Origin of the sequence: Clostridium beijerinckii (assembly GCF_008705175.1) — a bacterium.
GTDB classification, from domain to species: domain Bacteria; phylum Bacillota; class Clostridia; order Clostridiales; family Clostridiaceae; genus Clostridium; species Clostridium beijerinckii.
This window is the reverse complement of record NZ_CP043998.1, coordinates 4,404,620-4,422,893: the sequence shown is the minus strand read 5'-3', so window position 1 is coordinate 4,422,893 and position 18,274 is coordinate 4,404,620. Positions and strand designations below refer to the sequence as shown.

General features: G+C 29.1%; 19 protein-coding genes and 1 pseudogene. 13 read left to right on the top strand and 7 right to left on the bottom strand.

The annotated features are described in order from the left end of the window. Positions 1-43 precede the first annotated feature (43 nt). The 3 genes from F3K33_RS19965 to F3K33_RS27065 all read left to right on the top strand — a co-directional run bounded on the left by F3K33_RS19965 (position 44) and on the right by F3K33_RS27065 (position 1,517). Positions 44-538, top strand: coding sequence for a GNAT family N-acetyltransferase (locus F3K33_RS19965; RefSeq protein WP_023976749.1), 495 nt, complete (start codon positions 44-46; stop codon positions 536-538). A 107-nt stretch (positions 539-645) separates the two neighbouring features. Further along, complete coding sequence (locus tag F3K33_RS19960) at positions 646-1,185, top strand: nitroreductase family protein (RefSeq protein ID WP_023976750.1); 540 nt, start codon at positions 646-648, stop codon at positions 1,183-1,185. 221 nt (positions 1,186-1,406) lie between these two features. Then, on the top strand, positions 1,407-1,517 hold the full coding sequence (locus tag F3K33_RS27065; protein ID WP_077723723.1) for a helix-turn-helix transcriptional regulator: 111 nt from the start codon (positions 1,407-1,409) through the stop codon (positions 1,515-1,517). Between the two features lie 166 nt (positions 1,518-1,683). Here F3K33_RS27065 and F3K33_RS19950 read toward each other — a convergent pair whose 3' ends face one another. Continuing rightward, positions 1,684-2,424: an SDR family oxidoreductase gene (locus tag F3K33_RS19950; protein WP_039769639.1), complete on the bottom strand. Its 741-nt coding sequence runs from the start codon at positions 2,422-2,424 to the stop codon at positions 1,684-1,686. Between the two features lie 205 nt (positions 2,425-2,629). Here F3K33_RS19950 and F3K33_RS19945 point away from each other — a divergent pair, with 205 nt between their 5' ends. After that, positions 2,630-3,565, top strand: coding sequence for an AraC family transcriptional regulator (locus tag F3K33_RS19945; protein ID WP_039769641.1), 936 nt, complete (start codon positions 2,630-2,632; stop codon positions 3,563-3,565). 468 nt (positions 3,566-4,033) lie between these two features. Here F3K33_RS19945 and F3K33_RS19940 read toward each other — a convergent pair whose 3' ends face one another. The 3 genes from F3K33_RS19940 to F3K33_RS19930 form a co-directional block, all read right to left on the bottom strand. Then, complete coding sequence (locus tag F3K33_RS19940; RefSeq protein ID WP_039769643.1) at positions 4,034-5,191, bottom strand: sensor histidine kinase; 1,158 nt, start codon at positions 5,189-5,191, stop codon at positions 4,034-4,036. Continuing rightward, positions 5,175-5,867, bottom strand: a complete 693-nt coding sequence (locus F3K33_RS19935; protein WP_039769646.1) for a response regulator transcription factor — start codon at positions 5,865-5,867, stop codon at positions 5,175-5,177. Before F3K33_RS19935 ends, F3K33_RS19940 begins: the two co-directional genes overlap by 17 nt. A 67-nt stretch (positions 5,868-5,934) precedes the next feature. Next, complete coding sequence (locus F3K33_RS19930; RefSeq protein ID WP_039769648.1) at positions 5,935-6,333, bottom strand: hypothetical protein; 399 nt, start codon at positions 6,331-6,333, stop codon at positions 5,935-5,937. A 526-nt stretch (positions 6,334-6,859) separates the two neighbouring features. Here F3K33_RS19930 and F3K33_RS19925 point away from each other — a divergent pair. The 4 genes and pseudogenes from F3K33_RS19925 to F3K33_RS19910 all read left to right on the top strand — a co-directional run bounded on the left by F3K33_RS19925 (position 6,860) and on the right by F3K33_RS19910 (position 9,305). Beyond that, positions 6,860-7,192, top strand: coding sequence for a PadR family transcriptional regulator (locus F3K33_RS19925; RefSeq protein ID WP_026886994.1), 333 nt, complete (start codon positions 6,860-6,862; stop codon positions 7,190-7,192). A gap of 3 nt (positions 7,193-7,195) precedes the next feature. Next, positions 7,196-7,909 carry a DUF2812 domain-containing protein gene (locus F3K33_RS19920; protein ID WP_039769655.1) on the top strand — a complete coding sequence of 238 codons (714 nt, stop codon included), beginning with the start codon at positions 7,196-7,198 and terminating at the stop codon, positions 7,907-7,909. Positions 7,910-8,325: 416 nt separating this feature from the next. Beyond that, positions 8,326-8,628 (top strand): annotated as a pseudogene (locus tag F3K33_RS19915) (AraC family transcriptional regulator); the annotation flags it as partial. A 122-nt stretch (positions 8,629-8,750) separates the two neighbouring features. Then, complete coding sequence (locus tag F3K33_RS19910) at positions 8,751-9,305, top strand: GNAT family N-acetyltransferase (protein WP_039769657.1); 555 nt, start codon at positions 8,751-8,753, stop codon at positions 9,303-9,305. A 330-nt stretch (positions 9,306-9,635) separates the two neighbouring features. Here F3K33_RS19910 and F3K33_RS19905 read toward each other — a convergent pair whose 3' ends face one another. Together F3K33_RS19905 and F3K33_RS19900 are read right to left on the bottom strand one after the other, a co-directional pair. Then, the gene (locus tag F3K33_RS19905) at positions 9,636-10,079 is read right to left on the bottom strand and encodes a MarR family winged helix-turn-helix transcriptional regulator (protein ID WP_039769684.1); all 444 of its coding nucleotides are present in this window, start codon (positions 10,077-10,079) and stop codon (positions 9,636-9,638) included. Position 10,080: 1 nt separating this feature from the next. Continuing rightward, positions 10,081-10,494 (bottom strand): SRPBCC family protein, encoded by a 414-nt coding sequence (locus tag F3K33_RS19900; RefSeq protein ID WP_023976766.1) that lies wholly within the window; start codon positions 10,492-10,494, stop codon positions 10,081-10,083. Positions 10,495-10,873: 379 nt separating this feature from the next. On the opposite strand from F3K33_RS19900, the gene F3K33_RS19895 reads away from it, so the two are divergent. Further along, positions 10,874-11,986, top strand: a complete 1,113-nt coding sequence (locus tag F3K33_RS19895; protein WP_023976765.1) for a DUF1349 domain-containing protein — start codon at positions 10,874-10,876, stop codon at positions 11,984-11,986. A gap of 273 nt (positions 11,987-12,259) precedes the next feature. Here the strand turns inward: F3K33_RS19895 and F3K33_RS19890 are convergent, their stop codons facing one another. Further along, positions 12,260-12,817: a TetR/AcrR family transcriptional regulator gene (locus F3K33_RS19890; protein ID WP_039769659.1), complete on the bottom strand. Its 558-nt coding sequence runs from the start codon at positions 12,815-12,817 to the stop codon at positions 12,260-12,262. A gap of 249 nt (positions 12,818-13,066) precedes the next feature. Here F3K33_RS19890 and F3K33_RS19885 point away from each other — a divergent pair, with 249 nt between their 5' ends. The 4 genes from F3K33_RS19885 to F3K33_RS19870 all read left to right on the top strand — a co-directional run bounded on the left by F3K33_RS19885 (position 13,067) and on the right by F3K33_RS19870 (position 18,194). Then, on the top strand, positions 13,067-14,116 hold the full coding sequence (locus F3K33_RS19885; protein WP_039769662.1) for an HlyD family secretion protein: 1,050 nt from the start codon (positions 13,067-13,069) through the stop codon (positions 14,114-14,116). A 13-nt stretch (positions 14,117-14,129) separates the two neighbouring features. Then, the gene (locus F3K33_RS19880; protein ID WP_174775798.1) at positions 14,130-15,320 is read left to right on the top strand and encodes an ABC transporter permease; all 1,191 of its coding nucleotides are present in this window, start codon (positions 14,130-14,132) and stop codon (positions 15,318-15,320) included. Then, complete coding sequence (locus F3K33_RS19875; protein WP_023976761.1) at positions 15,295-16,509, top strand: ABC transporter permease; 1,215 nt, start codon at positions 15,295-15,297, stop codon at positions 16,507-16,509. The genes F3K33_RS19880 and F3K33_RS19875 overlap by 26 nt, the downstream gene beginning before the upstream one ends. Positions 16,510-16,865: 356 nt before the next feature. After that, the gene (locus tag F3K33_RS19870) at positions 16,866-18,194 is read left to right on the top strand and encodes a TolC family protein (protein ID WP_023976760.1); all 1,329 of its coding nucleotides are present in this window, start codon (positions 16,866-16,868) and stop codon (positions 18,192-18,194) included. Positions 18,195-18,274 lie beyond the last annotated feature (80 nt).

Below are 18,274 nucleotides of genomic sequence, written 5' to 3'. Positions count from 1 at the left end.
AATTTAAATTATTTTAAAGATATATACTGGAGGCGGATAAAAAATGATTACAGAAGGAGATATTAATATAAGAACTATTGAGGAACGTGATTTAAAAGTAATTTATAAATTTAATTCACAAAAGACACGTGGAAATTATCAAGAATTTCAATTTGAATCATTTCGAAAACTACAACTTGAATATGAGAAAGATGGTTTTTGCTCCTCTGAGTTTCAAATATTGAATGTAGAAAAAGAAGAGCAAACAATTGGATTGCTCTACTTAAGTTTTTATAGACAAGGAATTGTGAGAATTGGCTTAGTTTTAAGTTCTGATAATTGTAACAAAGGAAATGGAACAGTTATACTTAATTTAATAGTAAAGTATATATTCGAGAATTACCCAATAGTAAGGATAGAAGCTGATACTGACGTGGAGAATATCATTGCTCAAAAGGTATCGCAAAAAGCAGGATTTCTAAGAGAAGGTATATTGAGAAAATATCGTTATCATCATGGTACATATCATGATTCATATATTTATAGCATTATAAAGTAGTTATTTAGAAAAGATATCCTTCTAAAATAAAGAGTAGTGTTCTATTGAATATGTTATAATTATTTGTAAAATCTACTAAATTTCCATGAAGAGAGGGATTTATATAAATGATCAAAGAAATTGAAATGCGCAGAAGTATAAGAAAATATAGTAATAAACCAGTAGAAGACGAAAAAATTAATGAATTACTAGAAAGTGCAAGGCTTGCTCCATCAGGTAACAATACTCAGCCTTGGCATTACATAGTGGTTAAATCTGAAGAGATGAGACAAAAAATAGTAGAAGCTTCTCATAATCAAAAATGGATGTTTACAGCTCCAGTATTTATTGTATGTGTTGCAGATATACGTTGCAGAATTAAAGAAGGGGATGTGTATTTAGATGATAACAGTCCTCAGGATGAATTAAAAAGAATAATTAGAGATACTTCAATTTCAACAGGGTATATGCTACTGGAAGCTAATAGCTTGGGGCTAGGCGTTTGCTGGGTGGCAGAATTCACACAGGAAGAAATTAGACCAGTATTAAATATACCATCAGACAAATATGTAGTTGGAGTCTTAACTATTGGATATCCAGATGAAACTCCTAAAGCTCGTCCAAGAAAGAAGCTTGAAGATATGATTCATTACGAAAGTTGGGAGTAATATAGAGTAATAACTACATTAACATTTAATATATTGAAATCTAGCTCTAATTAGGAAATTGTTTTTCTAGAGTTTTAAATTTAAATCTATTAAAGAAATATATATAATGATTTATAAACCATAAAAAGTAAATATTCGATTAAAGTATCACACTATTAAAATTTCAAGTTGGTAGTGTGATTATTTTTATCTAATGAAATAATTTTAATAAGAATTAATTCATAATTCAAGAGAAGCTAGCAGAAATAGTTGGAGTAAGCCGCCAAGCAGTTTCTAAATGGGAGCAGGGTAGAGGCTGTTCAAATGTAACGGCCTCTATTTGCTTTAGATAACTAGTGTATTCTAATATTCTTTACCATAAATATTGTGAAGAATATATATTCTAAGCCATATTTATTCTGAAGAATATTAGAATATATATTCTTCAGAATATGCTTGAATAATGCGGGCTTAGGGGATATTGGCTAAAAAACTTTGTTTTTTTAACAGATAAAAGTATTAAACATATCCACCATTAATTCGAAGAGTTTGACCTGTTATCCATTGAGCCTTATCACTAACCAAAAATTCAATGGTATTTGCTATATCATCTGGTTCACCAATACGTCCAAAAGAATTCATTTGTCTAATTGCTTCTATCTGCTCATCTGTCTTTCCAACGTTGAAAAGTTCGGTATTTATTGGACCAGGAGCTACAGCATTAATTGTAATTTTTTTAGGACCAAATTCCTTTGCTAATTGGCGTGTGATTTGTTCAACTGCTCCTTTTGTAGCTGCATAAACGCTATAAGTAGGAAACATACTTCCAACCACTGAGGTAGAGAAATTAATGATTCTTCCGTTATTCTCCATATGTTTCATAGCTTGTTGACATGCAAAATAAGTACCTTTTACATTTATATTAAAAAGCTTATCAAATTCTTCTTCTGTTACATCAGAAAGTAATTTATAAAGTATTACGCCTGCATTATTTACTAATATATCTACCTTTCCAAATTTAGTTATTGTTTCTGAAAATAATCTTTCAACGTCTTTTATATTACTAACATCGGCTTTAATTGCAACAGCTTGCTCACCTGATTTAGTTATTTCTTCTACAACTTCTTCTGCTTTTACTGCATTATTAGAATAATTGACAACTACTTTAGCTCCAAGTGCAGATAATTGTTTAGCTATAGCACTTCCTATTCCTCTAGATGCACCTGTTATTATTGCAACTTTACCTTCTAAGTTTCTCATTGATATAAACCTCCATTAAAATAATTTACTTATAATTAAAGATATATGAGAGTATTTACATTGAGTAAATATTTTTGTCTTGCATATTCTTTATTTATTGATTTGATTATAGGATAATTTAGATATGAATAGGTAGCCTATTTATTCCTAATCATTGCACAATCCTGCAAAAGAAATTATAATTTTTTTATGAGGAGATATTATTATGGAAAAAAGGATTTACAATATAAAAAATTATAAATTATGTAATCAGCAAAAGCGTCTGGCTTCTCTAGTTGAGAAATTTACTTATAGAGATGGATTTCAATCAACTGATATACCATCATTGGATTTAATACGTGCCTCTAATATTTCAGAACCACTACATTCGATTTACATCCCATCCATATGCGTAATTGTACAAGGTGCGAAAACTGTAATTCTAGGAAAAGAAAGTTATAGATATGATGCAAGCTCTTATTTAGTTGCATCTGTTAATTTGCCTATTATAGGTAAAATAATTGAAGCTACTCCTGACCAGCCATATTTATGTGTCAGGCTTAGTTTTAATTCAGATCAAATTCTTGATATCATTAAAGAATCAAAACAAGATTTTGAAGAAAAGCCTGGATTGGAAAGAGGATTAACTGTAACAAAAGGTAATTCATTACTTCTTGATGCATTGCTAAGGCTTGTAAGCCTCTTAGAAACTCCAGAGGAAATTCCAGTTCTTGCTCCTTTATTCATTAGAGAAATACTTTATAGAGTTTTACAAGATAAACACGGATACATATTGAAGCAATTTGCTATGATAGGTACCCATGCACGGGCTATCTCAAAAGCTATTAACTTGATTAATAATAATTTTGAGAAACCGCTGCGGATTGATGAATTAGCAAAGGAAATTAATATGAGTTCTTCATCGTTGCATCATTGCTTTAAGAAGGTTACTGCAATGAGTCCGTTACAATATCAAAAGCAGATTAGATTACAAGAAGCAAGGAGATTGCTGCTTTCAGAAGTGCTAGAAGCAGCGGAGGCAGGTTATAAGGTTGGTTATGAAAGCCCATCTCAATTTAGTCGTGAGTATGCGCGAATGTTTGGATTACCACCTATAAGTGATATAAAACGGCTTAAGGACTCTATATATATTAATTTTTGAGAGTGGTACATTAATATATCATTGTAAGAGAAGCGATATAATAAAAAGCTCGATTCTTTACTTATGATTCGATGAATTATACCATAAGTAAATAGGGGGACTAAAATTGGGAGATGTCTATGTTTTATTGATATTCCAAAAAAATTTACAAATGATACAAGTTTAGAGAGACTAAAAATTAACCCCATGATAATATAAAAAAATATTCTCATGGGGGTTAGCTATACTTTGATTAAGCTAAGTGGTAAATGGTAAATCCTTTGATTGTTTTCGAGTTGTAATGACGGATTTTCTTCTAGTCCCCCTTATTGTAGGTATGTTTTAGACGTCGCTATTTTTGTCATCATAGAGGTATCATAATTCAGTTTCAAATTTTGGATTAGAAATAGCTATTCTAGAGTATATTATTAAGATCTAAATCTGGTTCTAAAGTATTAACTTAATTTCTTATCTCATTCTTAAAATCCTTTAAAATATTTTTTTAATTTGATGTGAAACCACAAAGCAGGTCCCAACACCAACTGTACTTTTTAGTTCTATTTCCCAACCATGTTTTTCAATTATTGATTTCACTAAGGACAATCCTAATCCTGCTCCAGCAATCTTTCTGGACCTTGACGGATCAACTCTATAAAAGGGCTCAAATATTTTATTAATATCCTCAGGCGGAATTCCTATACCAGAATCAGAAATAATAATTTTTTCCACATTATTGTCTATCAATGTCTTAATTTCAACTTTTCCTTTAGGAATGTTGTACTTAATAGCATTTTCAATCAAATTAAAAAATGCACCATACATAAGTGTTGCATTTCCTATAATCGTACTAAATCCAAATTCGTGGGTAATACAGATACTTTTGCCATTATATATTGGCTGTAATTCAGTTTCTATCTGTGAAAATAATTGATTTAAATCTATCTCATCTGCAATATCTATACAACTTTCATTTGTAAGTACAAATAAATCATCTACAATATTCATCAGTCGTTTTGTATTACGTTCTACTATTTCTACTGTTTCCTTGTAGTCTTCAGTTGTAGGTTCATCATCAATATGAAGAACCTGTAAGCCAGCATTCATGATAGAAAGTGGGGTTTTTAGTTCGTGAGATACACTTGAAGAAAAACGTTTTTGCCTTAAGAAGGATTCATTTAGTCTTTCTAACATTGCATTGTAAGAGGTTACTAAGTTTCCAATTTCGTCATTTACAATATAAGCAGGTATTCTACCTTTAAGATTATGTTCTGTAATATTAATAATAGAATCATTTAACTCCTGCAAAGGTTTCAAGGCTTTCCCTGTAATTATATAAGTAACTATCATTCCTATACTAGAAAAAATAATTAAATATATATAACTCCATATATCAAATTGTTTTTTTGCCAGAAGCATTTGAGACGAAGAGGTTTTTTCAGATTTTAAAGTATTGTTATTTTCTATCGGTAATATCTTTATTTCACCAGAGGTAGGGTCTTTTGTTATTGCAATTTCATTTGGCAGTACAAATTTATCATTAGCATTATACATACTAGAAAATGTTAAAAGTAAAGATATTCCAAATAATATTCCACCTGTCAAAAGAGTGATTCTCATCCTAATAGAAACCTTATTCAGTAACTTCATTATTATCCTCCATCAAAATATAGCCCTGAGACCTGATATTTTTTATATACTCCACATTACATCCTAATTCATTCATTTTCTTCTTTATTGAATGGATATGGTATTTTAAAGAGTTTGAGAATAAATCTGCTTCGCTATCCCATACATGCTCTATAAACTGTTCTGCGCTTATTACCATATCTTTATTAAGGAAAAGATACTCTAATATTTCATATTCTTTTTTTGTTAATAGTAACGAAGACTGACCAAGGTAAGCAGTTTTGGAAACAGTGTTTATTTTAAGATCTCCGCATTTCAGCACTGCTGATTTTTGTGTGAAGGAAATTCTCAAAAGCATCCGTATCCTTGCTTCTAGTTCCTTATAGTCAAATGGTTTAATTAGATAATCATTGGCTCCCATATCTAAACCAATTACTCTATCTTCTATATCGCTACGAGCAGATAAAATAAGTACTTTCGTGTAAATATCCTTTTCCCGTATGACCTTTAAGACCTCTAATCCGTCTAGATTTGGCAGATTTAGGTCTAGAATGATTAAATCGTATTCATTGATTTCATACATAGATACTGCTTCTTCACCATCGTAAGCATTATCTATTGCATATCCACTTTTTTTCAAACCTTTTGATATAATTGCGGCTAAATCTTCTTCATCCTCAACTAAAAGTAATTTCATCTTGTTATAATCTCCTTTGCATGGTATAAAAAGCAAAGCAGCAGCATGTATAGCTACTGCTCCAAAACTATTTAGAGCTATCTGCCTTTGTTGGCTCGACTTTGTTTAAATCAACATTGTTAAGATTATCTGTTGTAGTTGTTTGTATACTAATACCATCACCAGATTTGCTTATAAATATCTGATTAGGCATATCTGGTGCATTAGTTCCTGATGCTTTAGTTGATCCAGTCTTACTCAAATTAGTATTGTCAATTTTATCTGTTGTAGTTGTTTCTATATTAATACCGTCACCAGATTTGCTTATAAGTATCTGGTCAGGCTTAACTGTTGTAGCTGATTCTGAAGTCTTAGCTGTTTTATTAGATTCAGTTGATGCAAATGATACCATAGACGTTGATGCTATCAATGTTAATGCTGCTAGTGAAGTAAAACCAATTGTTTTCATTTTTTTTGTTATATTCATAATATAGCCTCCGTTATAAACTTTTATTTTGTAAGGTTGCAACCTATGTACCTAGTATATCAAAACAAAAGTTAGGAGACGGTTAGTTTTATTATAATAGTAAATAATCTTTAATTCAATATTTCGCCCTGTGAGAATACACCTATAAGCTGATTTCATGAATGTTTTATCTACTGATCTGCATCTTAAATTATTATTTATTATTTTCACTGTCTACTTAACAAGGAGCAGTTCATTGAAAATAAGGGGTACCATTTTTTGGATTTTTCATATAAGAATCACAATCAATATTAATAGTGACATTAAGAATAACCCGACTTGAAGTAGAAGCATAAAACTTCTTGTTTTGTTTCAAGAAGAAAATTCATAATAAATTCTGCAAATACAATACCGCTATTTAGGTAATCTACCAATAATAGTATTATATTAAGAAATATACTATATCATTTATTGACATATATATCTTTTAATGATATAGTTTATTTAATGATATATCGTTAAATGATATAGAGGAGGTGTATGAGAGCTGGCTAGAAATAATTCTTTAGATATGGGCGAACTTACGGATGCGTATTACTATATTTTATTATCTTTAATAAGGCCTAAGCATGGTTATTTAATTATGAAATCAGTTGAGGAAATGTCAGAAGGGGAGTTCTCAATAGGACCTGCATCATTATATACTAGCATAAAAAAACTTCTTGATGCAGAATTTATAGAACTTACGCAAGAATCAGAAAAGAAAAAAGTTTATGTAATAACTGATAAAGGGATTGAATCTTTAAAAAATGAGCTTGAAAGAAAGCGTAAAATGGTTAAAATTGCTGAGAATGCATTTAATGATAGGGAGATGTTATAATAGATGTTTGGTACAAAATATATTATGAGTAAGGGATTATCATTTGCTGAGTACGAGGAAATGCAGATGCTATCTGAATATGCTAGTAGAGGATGGAAATTAGAGAAATTTGCATTTATGGGATATAAATTAAAAAAAGCTGAGCCTGAAAAACTTCAATATGCTTTAGATTATAGAATAAATCCAGATGAAGAATATTTTTTATATTTTAATGAAGCAGGATGGACTAATGTGTGTTCGATAGGAAATATAATTCATATATTTAGTGCTCCTGAAGGAACAAAAAAAATTTATACTGATAATGATACTGAAATAGAAAAGCATATAAGCATGTATCAATCGCTAAAAAAGATGGCAATACCATTTTCTATTTGTTCTATTATACTTTTTATTTTAATGGCTTTTGTTAAATATAGCTATTTACCTGATATATATAATACAGTACTTTTAATTATTTCTATACCAATAATGGCAGTTTCTATTTTTACAACAATACCATGTTTAGAGCATTATAACCAAATAAGTGAACTTCAAAAAATGTCTGATTCAGATAAGAAACCTAAAATAAGTAGAGTTTCAATACTAAATTTAACAATATTTATATTGTTACTTGTTCTAATGGTTTCAAAAGTTATAAGTATGCCTACGGGAATATATTTAATTGTTTTTGATATTATTTTGTTACTGTCTGTATATAGACGAAAATTCATAAAATAGAAATGAGAGACTTATATATTTTAAGTATTATTTGATATAGATACTTATATACTTTTAATTTATTAATAATATGGGGAATGCAGAAATTTTAGTATTTTATACTGATACGATGAATTATATAATAAATATGACTTACAGCTTTGGGCATTTATATATTGTCTAAGGCTATTTTTATAAGTGATTGCAATGTGTCATGAACAATGTCATGTTTACAAAATATGTTATAATCTAAAGAAGTGAGAGATGTTTTTAATATAAAATAAATATGAAAATAATGATTGGTGAAGCTTATATTTTCTATTTATTGTTGTTATTGAAAATCAGCATTTCAGTAATATTTCTTTATAATGAAAGTAAACTTTTATCAAAACGAAATTTTTAGTTTATGTAAAAAGTATTTGGAAGAGAGCCTTAAAGTGATAATTAAAAAATCTTTGATAAATAAAAGCATTGAATACATTTTGCAGCATATAGATGAGGAGATTTCTATTGAAGATGTTGCCAATTACTGTAATTTTTCAAAATATCATTTTAGTAGAATGTTTAAAGCAGAAACAGGAATAAGTTTATATTCCTTTATTAAACGTGTAAAAATGGATCAAAGTGCAGTAAGTCTTAAGGTTGAAAAAGACAAAACTATTACTGATATTGGAATTAATTATGGATACAGTTCTTCCAATTATAGTTCAGCCTTTAGTAAGCAATATAGTATTTGTCCAAAGGGGTCATATGGCAATAGAGAAGAAATATCATATTAATAATGATTATTTAACTATGTTATAATTACCACATGAAGGTAACACTAAACAAAATACACGGAATACTAGTGGAGGAAAAAGTAATGAATGCAAGTGAAATAAATATTTTAACGGAAAGATTAGAATTAAGGTGTATTACGCTTTTAGATGCTGAATCAATTTTTGAATATCGTTCAAGTGAAGAAGTAGGTAAATTTCAAACTTGGAGGCCTAAGTTGCTTAAAGAAGTAGAGGAATTTATTTCTGAAAAAGTATCAAGAATTCCCAATATACCAGATACATGGTACCAGCTTGGAATTATAATTAAAGAAAATAATGAGTTTATAGGAGATGTTGGTATTCACTTTTGTGATGAAGATAATTTGCAAGTTGAAATTGGATATACATTATCTGAAAAATATCAAGGAAAAGGGTATGCTACTGAAGCAGTAACAGGCGTGATAGATTACTTGTTTAATGTTTTAAATAAACATAGAATAACGGCATCGGTTGATCCTCAAAATAAAAAGTCTATTACTTTGCTTGAGAGAATTGGAATGAGAAAAGAGGCACATTTTAAAAAAAGTTTTTGGTTTAACAATGAGTGGGTTGATGATGTAATATATGCGATTTTAAAAGAAGAATGGAATATTCAGTGACATGGAATTTGGCGCAAATAAATGATAAAAAAATATATGACAGAACTCTTGGAAGAGAGCTTTTAACTATTTAAAGTTCTTACTAAGTAGTCTATTTAATTCAGCACAAAAGCCAGTTTCCCATATAAAAATTATATTTAATGTATAATATGTTTAAATATATATACCGCAAAAATAATTCTTCATCATAACTCTAAAAATATTGTAAGAATTTTAGCTGTAATTGTGAATTGTGAAATGTGCATTGTGAATTTAAACATATATATATAAATGGATAGATGTTTTGAGCTCTATCCATTTTTTTATTTTGGTATGATATTTAAATAGATACTAATCCAGTTGATTTAGATACTTACGAAAGAGTTTTTCATTTTCCTGTAAAATACCAAAAAAATCATCATCTATTTTTTCAACAACAGGAAGAGCAAGTTTTACTATTTCTTGTCCTTTTGGTAGTAGTATAATTGCATTTGCTCTACTATCTTTCGGATTTACAGTTTTTTGTATAAATTCCTTTTTTTCTAATCCCTTAACGATTTGTGATACTGACATGACATCCATATCTGCCATTTTAGAAATACTTACTTGAGTCACATTATCGTCAGATTGACTAAGAAAGTTTAAGGTAGTAAGCACTACAAATTGAGGATGAGTGATTCCTAATTTACGTAATTCTTGATTTATAATAGAATGCCATTTATTATATACGCGAATAAAAAGAAGTCCAGTTGATGATTCTGCATCATCTTTAAAGCGGTTTGATGGAAATTCCAATTTATTTTTCAACCTCCTTTTTAATTATCATAGTAGATTTAGGTACATCAGAAAATACATTGCAAAGAAAATTTAAATCATCTTCTGATGGTTTTTCTTTATCCAATCTCACAGTATGTTGAATGAAAGTTTTACCATCTTGTTGCAATATGTCATGTCCAAAATATATGCCTCCAACCCCAGGGACATCAGTTTTATCCCAATAAGAACAATTAGGAACTATATTAGTAAGAGTAAAAGACATCTCTGGCATTCCCTCTAGTTTCATTGTTCCAGTGGTTCCTGTTTTTAATTCTCCATTAAATTTAATGCTTTCTAAATCTTCTTCCCAAACATGTCTTTTTTCAAGATCAGCATAATAAGACCAAATAGCTTCCTTAGGTGCATTTACTTCTAATTTGAATGTTAACTCCATTTTAACATCTCCTTTAATATATATATTTATTATAAGTACATTTATTATATATATATTTATAATATTAATTCCTTATTTTGTCAAGTTAAATAAATCAATTAATTTATGTGAAGATTATTTTAGGAGGACTTCTGAAAATAATTATGTAGTATAATTATTTATTATAAATCTACATTAAGGTACAACTAAAAAATAATAGCCTAGTATGTTTGCATATTTCGCATCATGCTGAGACAGTAAATTCTTCTAGTAGATCGGCTATAAGCAGAATTTACATATCTGTCTGGCACGAAATATGAAGGGCATATTTAATTTATTATTTTATTTCATATGCTAAAATATAATAAGAAATATTACTGAGGGAGTTGGTGTATTAATCATGGAAAAGTTATATTCTTTAATAAATGAAAAAGTGAAAGAAAATTCAAAGGCGTTAATTGGTATTAGCGGCATAAGTTTAAGTGGGAAAACTACTTTCGCTAATAAATTAAAAGAAAGATACCCAGGCCAATATAATGTTTATACAATTTCTTTAGAGGAGAATCAAGATGTATTAAAAGAATCTCTTAGTAATATTAATCCATCTAAGTATTACTATGAAAATGCTTATGATTTTTCTTCAATAAAAAATGAAATTGAAAATGCATGTAAAAGTAATGATATAGTTATAGTTGAGGGAGCATTAATATTTAAGAATACTGTAGATATTAATTTTGATATAAGCGTATGGTTAGATTGTACTTTTACATCGTCCATAGAAAGAAGTGATGAAGATAAAAAAGATCTTTATGGAGATTATTTCATGTGGCTTCAAAGACAGCATTTTTCAATAGATAATCCTAAGGCAAAGGCAGATATAATAATAAAAAATGATAAAATATTAGAAAAAGAGTCAGAGGTTTTTATTGATTTAGTAAATGATCCTTCGTCAGTAGATAAGATGAAGTGGCTATATGAACCTAAAGTGTGGAAAGTGGGAGAAAAGGGAATTTACGTGGAACCTGATAAGGTAACTGATTTTTGGCAAAGGACTCATTATGGGTTTAGAAATGATAATGCTCATATGTTTTATATAGAAATCGAAAAGGACTTTACTATGACAACAAAGGTTAAGTTTAATCCAATCAATCAATTTGACCAGTGTGGATTGGCAGTAAGAGTGGATGAGGATAATTGGCTGAAGACTTCTATAGAATATGAGTTAGATAATCCTCCAAAACTTGGTGCTGTTGTAACTAATTTGGGATATTCAGATTGGTCTACACAAGAGTTAGATAAACAAGTTGATGAAGCTGAATTTAGAATTAGCAGACAAGGAAACGACTATAAAATAGAGGTTAATGTTCTAAATAAAGGTTGGAGACAACTTAGAATTTGTCATCTACACAGTCCAAAGAAAAATGTTAAATGTGGGATATATTGCTGCAGCCCTATTGATAGTGGTTATAATGTTTTATTTACAGAATTGAAGATAAAAGAGGATTTTTTTTAATATATTGCAAGGATAATTCTTCATTATAATTCTAAAGATATTTCAAAAATTTGGCATTAATTGTGAAATGTACATTGTGAATTTCCAAAATAGCAAACTTATAATGGATACGAATATGAATAAAAGAGCCTGCTATAAATATTAAATATGGATAGCGAGGAAACAGCCTAAAGCATAATACAACGTGTTTTAGGCTGTTTTTTTATTGTAATTTAATTTCAGTTGCTCATTTTTATTTTAGTTCGTTAGGGTTTATTAACATGTTGCGTTAAATTAATGATTATCTTTAGAAGGAATAAATCCATTTTGAATTTTAGATGTTAGTACTGAAGTTATTTCAGGAGTTATTTCATCAAATTCTATTTGTTCAAGAATACCAAAAAGTCCACATACAATAAAGGAGATGTTACTCTTATTTACAAGTCTTGATTTTTCATCATTTTGAGTTTTTTCTAAAAGCTTTTTAATAATAAGCTGTTTCGTCTTATACATAGAAAAAGAGTGCCTTGGTGAATTGAAAAATGGAACATAAAGATCCCTATTTTCCCTAAATATATCTAATGTTTTTTCAATTATTTCTGGCATGTGATTTATTAACTCGGTAAAATCATAAGGTTCTATAACTTTAATGGTTTTATCGACGGCATAATTCATAAAACTATCTGCACAATCGTAAATATCTTTGTAATGTAAATAAAATGTACTCTTATTAATGTCTGCTTCTTCACATAATTCTTTTATAGTAATATCTTTTATATCTTTATTTGATATTAATTTAGCAAAAGCAGTTTGAACAGCTTGTTGTGTTTTTCTTTTACGCCTATCTGTCATTTGTAATCCCCCATTTAATAGACAAATTTACCATTTTAGTTTATTAACAGACTTATCCATTAATATTGATTATTGAATAAGAATCCACATATTTCTATAATAGACCTGTGTCTATATAAAGGATAATTCATAAAAAATATAATGTCAATATATGTATTAATCCTAATTAAGTTAACAATAAATATACAATTTATGAGGTTTAAATTTTAGAAAATAAAGTTTTCTAGATTATATTTTAGGAGGAATTTTATGAAAGTAAAAAATGCAGCATTAGTAGTATTTTCAATGGTTGTAGCTAATATATTTACAGGATGCACGCCAGTATCTACATTAACTGGAGACAAGCTAGTAAAGCAGACTCAGAGTAATTTAATAGTGCAGTCAAATGTTGACATGACAGATGTTAATGTAAATACATTAATTCCTGGAAAGGTCAAAGAAATTAAAGTTAAGGAAGGTGATAATGTAAAGAAAGGAGATGTTCTCCTTATAGTTGATAGTGATACATTGGCAGCTCAACAAGCTCAAGTACAAGCTCAAATTGAAACAGCAAAATCTCAGCTAAATGCTGCGCAGGCAGCTAGGGATGCTGCAAGTGCAAAGCTTGAGTTAGCTCAAAATGGTGCAAGACCAGAAGAAATTGACCAAGCTAAGTCTGCTTATGATCTTGCGAAGATAACTGTAGATAGACTAAAAGTTTTATATGATCAAGGTTCAATTCCTAAATCGGATTTTGATAATGCTGAAACTCAAATGCAGGTAGCAAAAGATAAGTATGATATTGCACAAAGCGGTGCAAGACCAGAAGATATAAAGGCTGCTCAGGCACAAGTAGATCAGGCAAATGCATCAGTTGAAGCAGTTGAAGGGCAAATAAAACAGGCGGAAGCAGCACTTCAAGGAGTTAATGTAAATCTTAATTATGCTACAGTTACCGCACCAGAAGATGGGACAATAACACAAGTCAATGTTGAAGCAGGAGAAGTTATATCAACAGGAATGCAGCTTATTGTAGTTACTAAAACTGATGAACCATCAATATTATGTAATGTTAGAGAAACAGATTTATCTAAAGTAGACTTAGAACAAGAAGTTTCTGTAAAGATTCCAGCATATAAGGACGAGGAATTTAAGGGGAAAGTAGTTAGAATTAATAAAGATGCTGATTTTGCAGTTAAAAGAGCAACAAATGATAATGGTGAATTTGATGTACTATCTTATGGTGTTAAAGTTGAATTGACTGATAACGATAAGCCACTCCGTTCTGGAATGACTGCTTTTGTTGATTTTGGAAAGTGATGTGAGAATAGGTATGAAGGAAATAGTATCGAAGCTTAAAGAAAGATTTATAAAGTCTAAAGAAATTATAGTTTCTGTTATGTTACTTTTGATAATACCAGCTATTTCTAGTTATGCTTTAGGTTATACATATAGTGAACATGTAGTAAAAAATGTCCCTACAATGATAGTTGATCATGATGATTCAGCTTTGAGTAAAAATTTTATTACTAAAATAAATACAAACGAAGTATTTAATGTAGTTAATTATAGTGAGAATGATAATGATGTTAAAAATTCAATGGATGAAGGGAAAGTCGTGGTTGGTATTATCATTCCTGCAAATTTTGCTAAAGACTTAAACGATGGAAAGGCCCCTAAAATCATGGTTTGCTATGATGGTTCCCAGATGTCAGCAGTAAGTGCAGGTAAGACTAGAATAGCTGAAATTTTAGGGACTATTAAAGTTAGTTATTTAATGAAGATTGGGGAAGGTAAACTTGGGATAATGCCTCAGGAAATTAAAAATAATATTATTCCCATACAAACTGATTCTATATTTTTAGGGAATTCAGCAAGAAGCACAGCTAATTTTTTACTTCAAGGAATGTTAATTGGAATTGCCCAGATAGGAATTATTTCACTTGGCGCATTATTAGTAAAGGAAAAAGAAAACTATTTTTTCTTATTAATTAAAAGCATTATTTTTGGATTAATAGGTTCAATTTCAATTTTTCTATTGATGTTTATACAATATAAATATTTTCAAATGCCTTATAGAGGATCAGTTAAAGCTGGAATTGCATTAACTATAACTTTTAGTATTGCTATGATAAATTTAGGGATTTTATTTAGATTGATTATAAAAAGTAAGCTAGAAGCAGTGAGTAGCTCTAGCCTTATGGCTTCATCTTTTGTTTTACTGTCAGGGTATACATTTCCACTAATGGCTGCACCTGAGATGTTTAAAAAATTATCTAAAATTATTCCATTCCTATATTATGGAATTCCAATGAGAGACTTATCTCTTTTAGGATTAAATTTTAATTATGTAGTGCCTAATCTATATTATTTGATAAAATATATGATTTTCACATGGATTATTATGTTAGTTATACTGCTAATTAAAAGTATTTCAAAGAAAAGAACTAATATTAAAGAGAAAATTTTAAATAAAGTTATTAGAAGGAGGAAAAAAGATGAGGTTTCTGAAGTTTCTAGCTAGAGATAAAAAAAGTATCATTTCACTTAGTTTACTTCACATTAGTATAGTAATTTTTGTGGCTTGTATTTTCAGTAAAGTCTATATTGAAAATATTCCTTTTGGAATAGTAGATATGGATAACTCATCTTTATCTAGTACTATAATAGAAGAACTTAAAAAGAGTCCAGGTGTTAATATTAATTATTATGCAGATTCACAAGAAGAATTACAACAAGCGATTAAGGAGAAAAAGGTTAGTGGGGGAATGGTTATTCCTAAAGATTTTAACAAAGATGTTGTCAAAAAGAAATCCCCTAGTGTTGCATTATTAATAGATGAAACAAACGTTGTTGTTGGAAGTAATTTATATGCATATTGTAATGGAGTCACAGGAACTATAAATGCTGGAATTCAACTTAAAGTATTTGAAGGGAAAAATATGATGCCATATAATGCAAAGAAAGCCATTACGACTTTTTCATATAGTGAGCGTGTTCTTTATGAACCACAGCTTAGCTATATAAGATACCTGATGTATTCTCTTGTACCATATCTGCTACAGGGAACTTTTCTTATGACATTTTTAGTGCCTGCTTTAATAAAAACTAGAGAAAAGCTAACTTTAATCAATTTTAAATCAAAAGATACTGTGAAAAACATACTTATTCTTTTAGCAAGAGTTTTAATGATTCTTTTTATATCAGTATTTTCAAGCTTAATTGCCTTATGCATTTTAGGAAAATACTTTGATTTGCCTCTTCGTGGAAATATATTAGAATACTTGACGTTGACTTTAATATTCCTTATTGACGTTACAGCTATTGGAGTTTTATTTGCAGCATTATTTGATAATTTAATATATTTCACTCAATTTTTTACCATGATAAATATAGTAACCTTTTTAGCTAGTGGAATTCCATTCCCAGAGTATGCAATGCCTAGCGGACTTCCTAGAATAATTAAAAATATTTGGCCATTTATGAATGTAGCACTTCCATTAAAATTCATAAACTTAAAAGCAGTTGGATGGGATGTTATATTACCATATATAAAAAGTGGAATAATGTATGCAGAAGAATGGTTTTTAATAGGGATTGTATTATATTCAGCTAGAATTGCACTGAGTAAATATAGAAATAAGAAGATATCAAAGGAAGAAGACGAAAAAATATCAATAGAAACTTATGATAGACCCGAACTTATGCAATAGCTCGCCGAAATAAGGATTATGCTGTTGTTCCAGTTTCTAAGGAAATTATGATGGATGATTCTAAGATCACAAGTTGCACCCAACATGCTAGCCTCAAAGGCGAGCTTTGAACTAGCATACTTGGAACAACTTCTAATCTAAGAATCAAAACCATCAAATCCCTAATGAAACATTTCACAAAAGCATAATTCTTATTTTTAGTTAGGATATATTTCATAGTCGCATGGAACAAATATGGATTCAATTTCGGCTGATATTCACATAAGTTCAGTTCTCATTGTGGAACACTATATGTTTATTCAAATGGAATTATGAATCTATTAATTGGAAATATTTAATACAAGGGGGAAGAATAAATGAAGAAGAATATAAAAAATATAGTTGCTATTGGAATTGGATTAAGTATAGTAAGCGGAAGTATAAATCCAGTCTTAGCAATAGAGAATCAAAAAAATAATGAAATAGTAAGTGCCCAAATAATAAATGGACAATCATCTAACGGTAAACCAATTCTTACTTTAGATCAGGTTATAAATGCAGCTATAACTAATAGTGAAGATTTAAATTTGAAGTCTCAGCAAATATCCATGTACAGAAAGAAAGAAGATATTCAGGATAAAACTAATGACTTTTATGAGAGCCTTGGTGAAAAAATATATGATTTTCCATATGATAAACTTGAGCTTCTAGAAAAACAAACAAATCAGTCGAAAGATTTTTTACAAGATCAAATATCGAGTGACATCACTAATAAGTATAATGCAATTATTATAAAACAAATAGATATAAGACAAGCCAAGACAAATTTAGATATAAAAAATAAAGACTTAGAAACTATTAAAACAAAAGTGCAAATAGGCATGGCAACCTCAAATCAATTAACGGATAAGCAGATTGAAATTAATTCTTTAAAAAATGATATAACCTCAAAGGAAAATTCATTAAAGGATAGTATGGATTATTTAGGAGTCTTAACTAATTTGAATTTATCAAATTATACTTTAGACCCCAATATAGAATATAATTTATTTAAAATTGATGGTTCAAGTGATGAATACATAAATGATAAAATTGAAACTTATTTGAAATATAATCAGAAATTAATTAATCTTACAAAGGATTATTTAGATGACTTAAAGGATGATGGCGTAAAGGATATTATGAATAAAGATATTCCAAGCATGCCATCTGATGGAATTCCATCTCCAGCTTCATATATGAAAAAAGATGATGCTACAGGAGCAGTTGAATTAGACGAAGGTGCTTATTCTATTGGACTTAGTTCTTATGCTCTTCAAATTATAAATTATGAAAAAAATGCATTGAAGTATTATCTGGATCTTAGTAAGTATGGAGCATATGTAGATGGTAAGTATGGAGTAGAGGAAGCACAAGTTAAGCTTGATGATTCAAAAAAGAGTCTGAAAAATGGATTAAAGCAAGCTTATTCAACGTTGCTTGACTTGGAAAATAAAATAAATGACTTAAATGATACAATAAAGTCAACTAACACAAAACTTAAATATGCAAAGACACAAGTGGATGTAGGGTTGATGACAGAAAATAATTATAATGCTTTAGTTCTAAAAAGCGAGCAGTTAGATTCATCACTAAGAACACTCATTAATGCTTATAATAATTTAAAGACCACTATTCAGGAGCCTTGGGTATTAGGAGCTAATTAATTATTGAAATATTGCTTCGATTTAGCATTAAAAGAGAATACTAATATATAAAATAATTAATATATTTTTGCTGTAATATG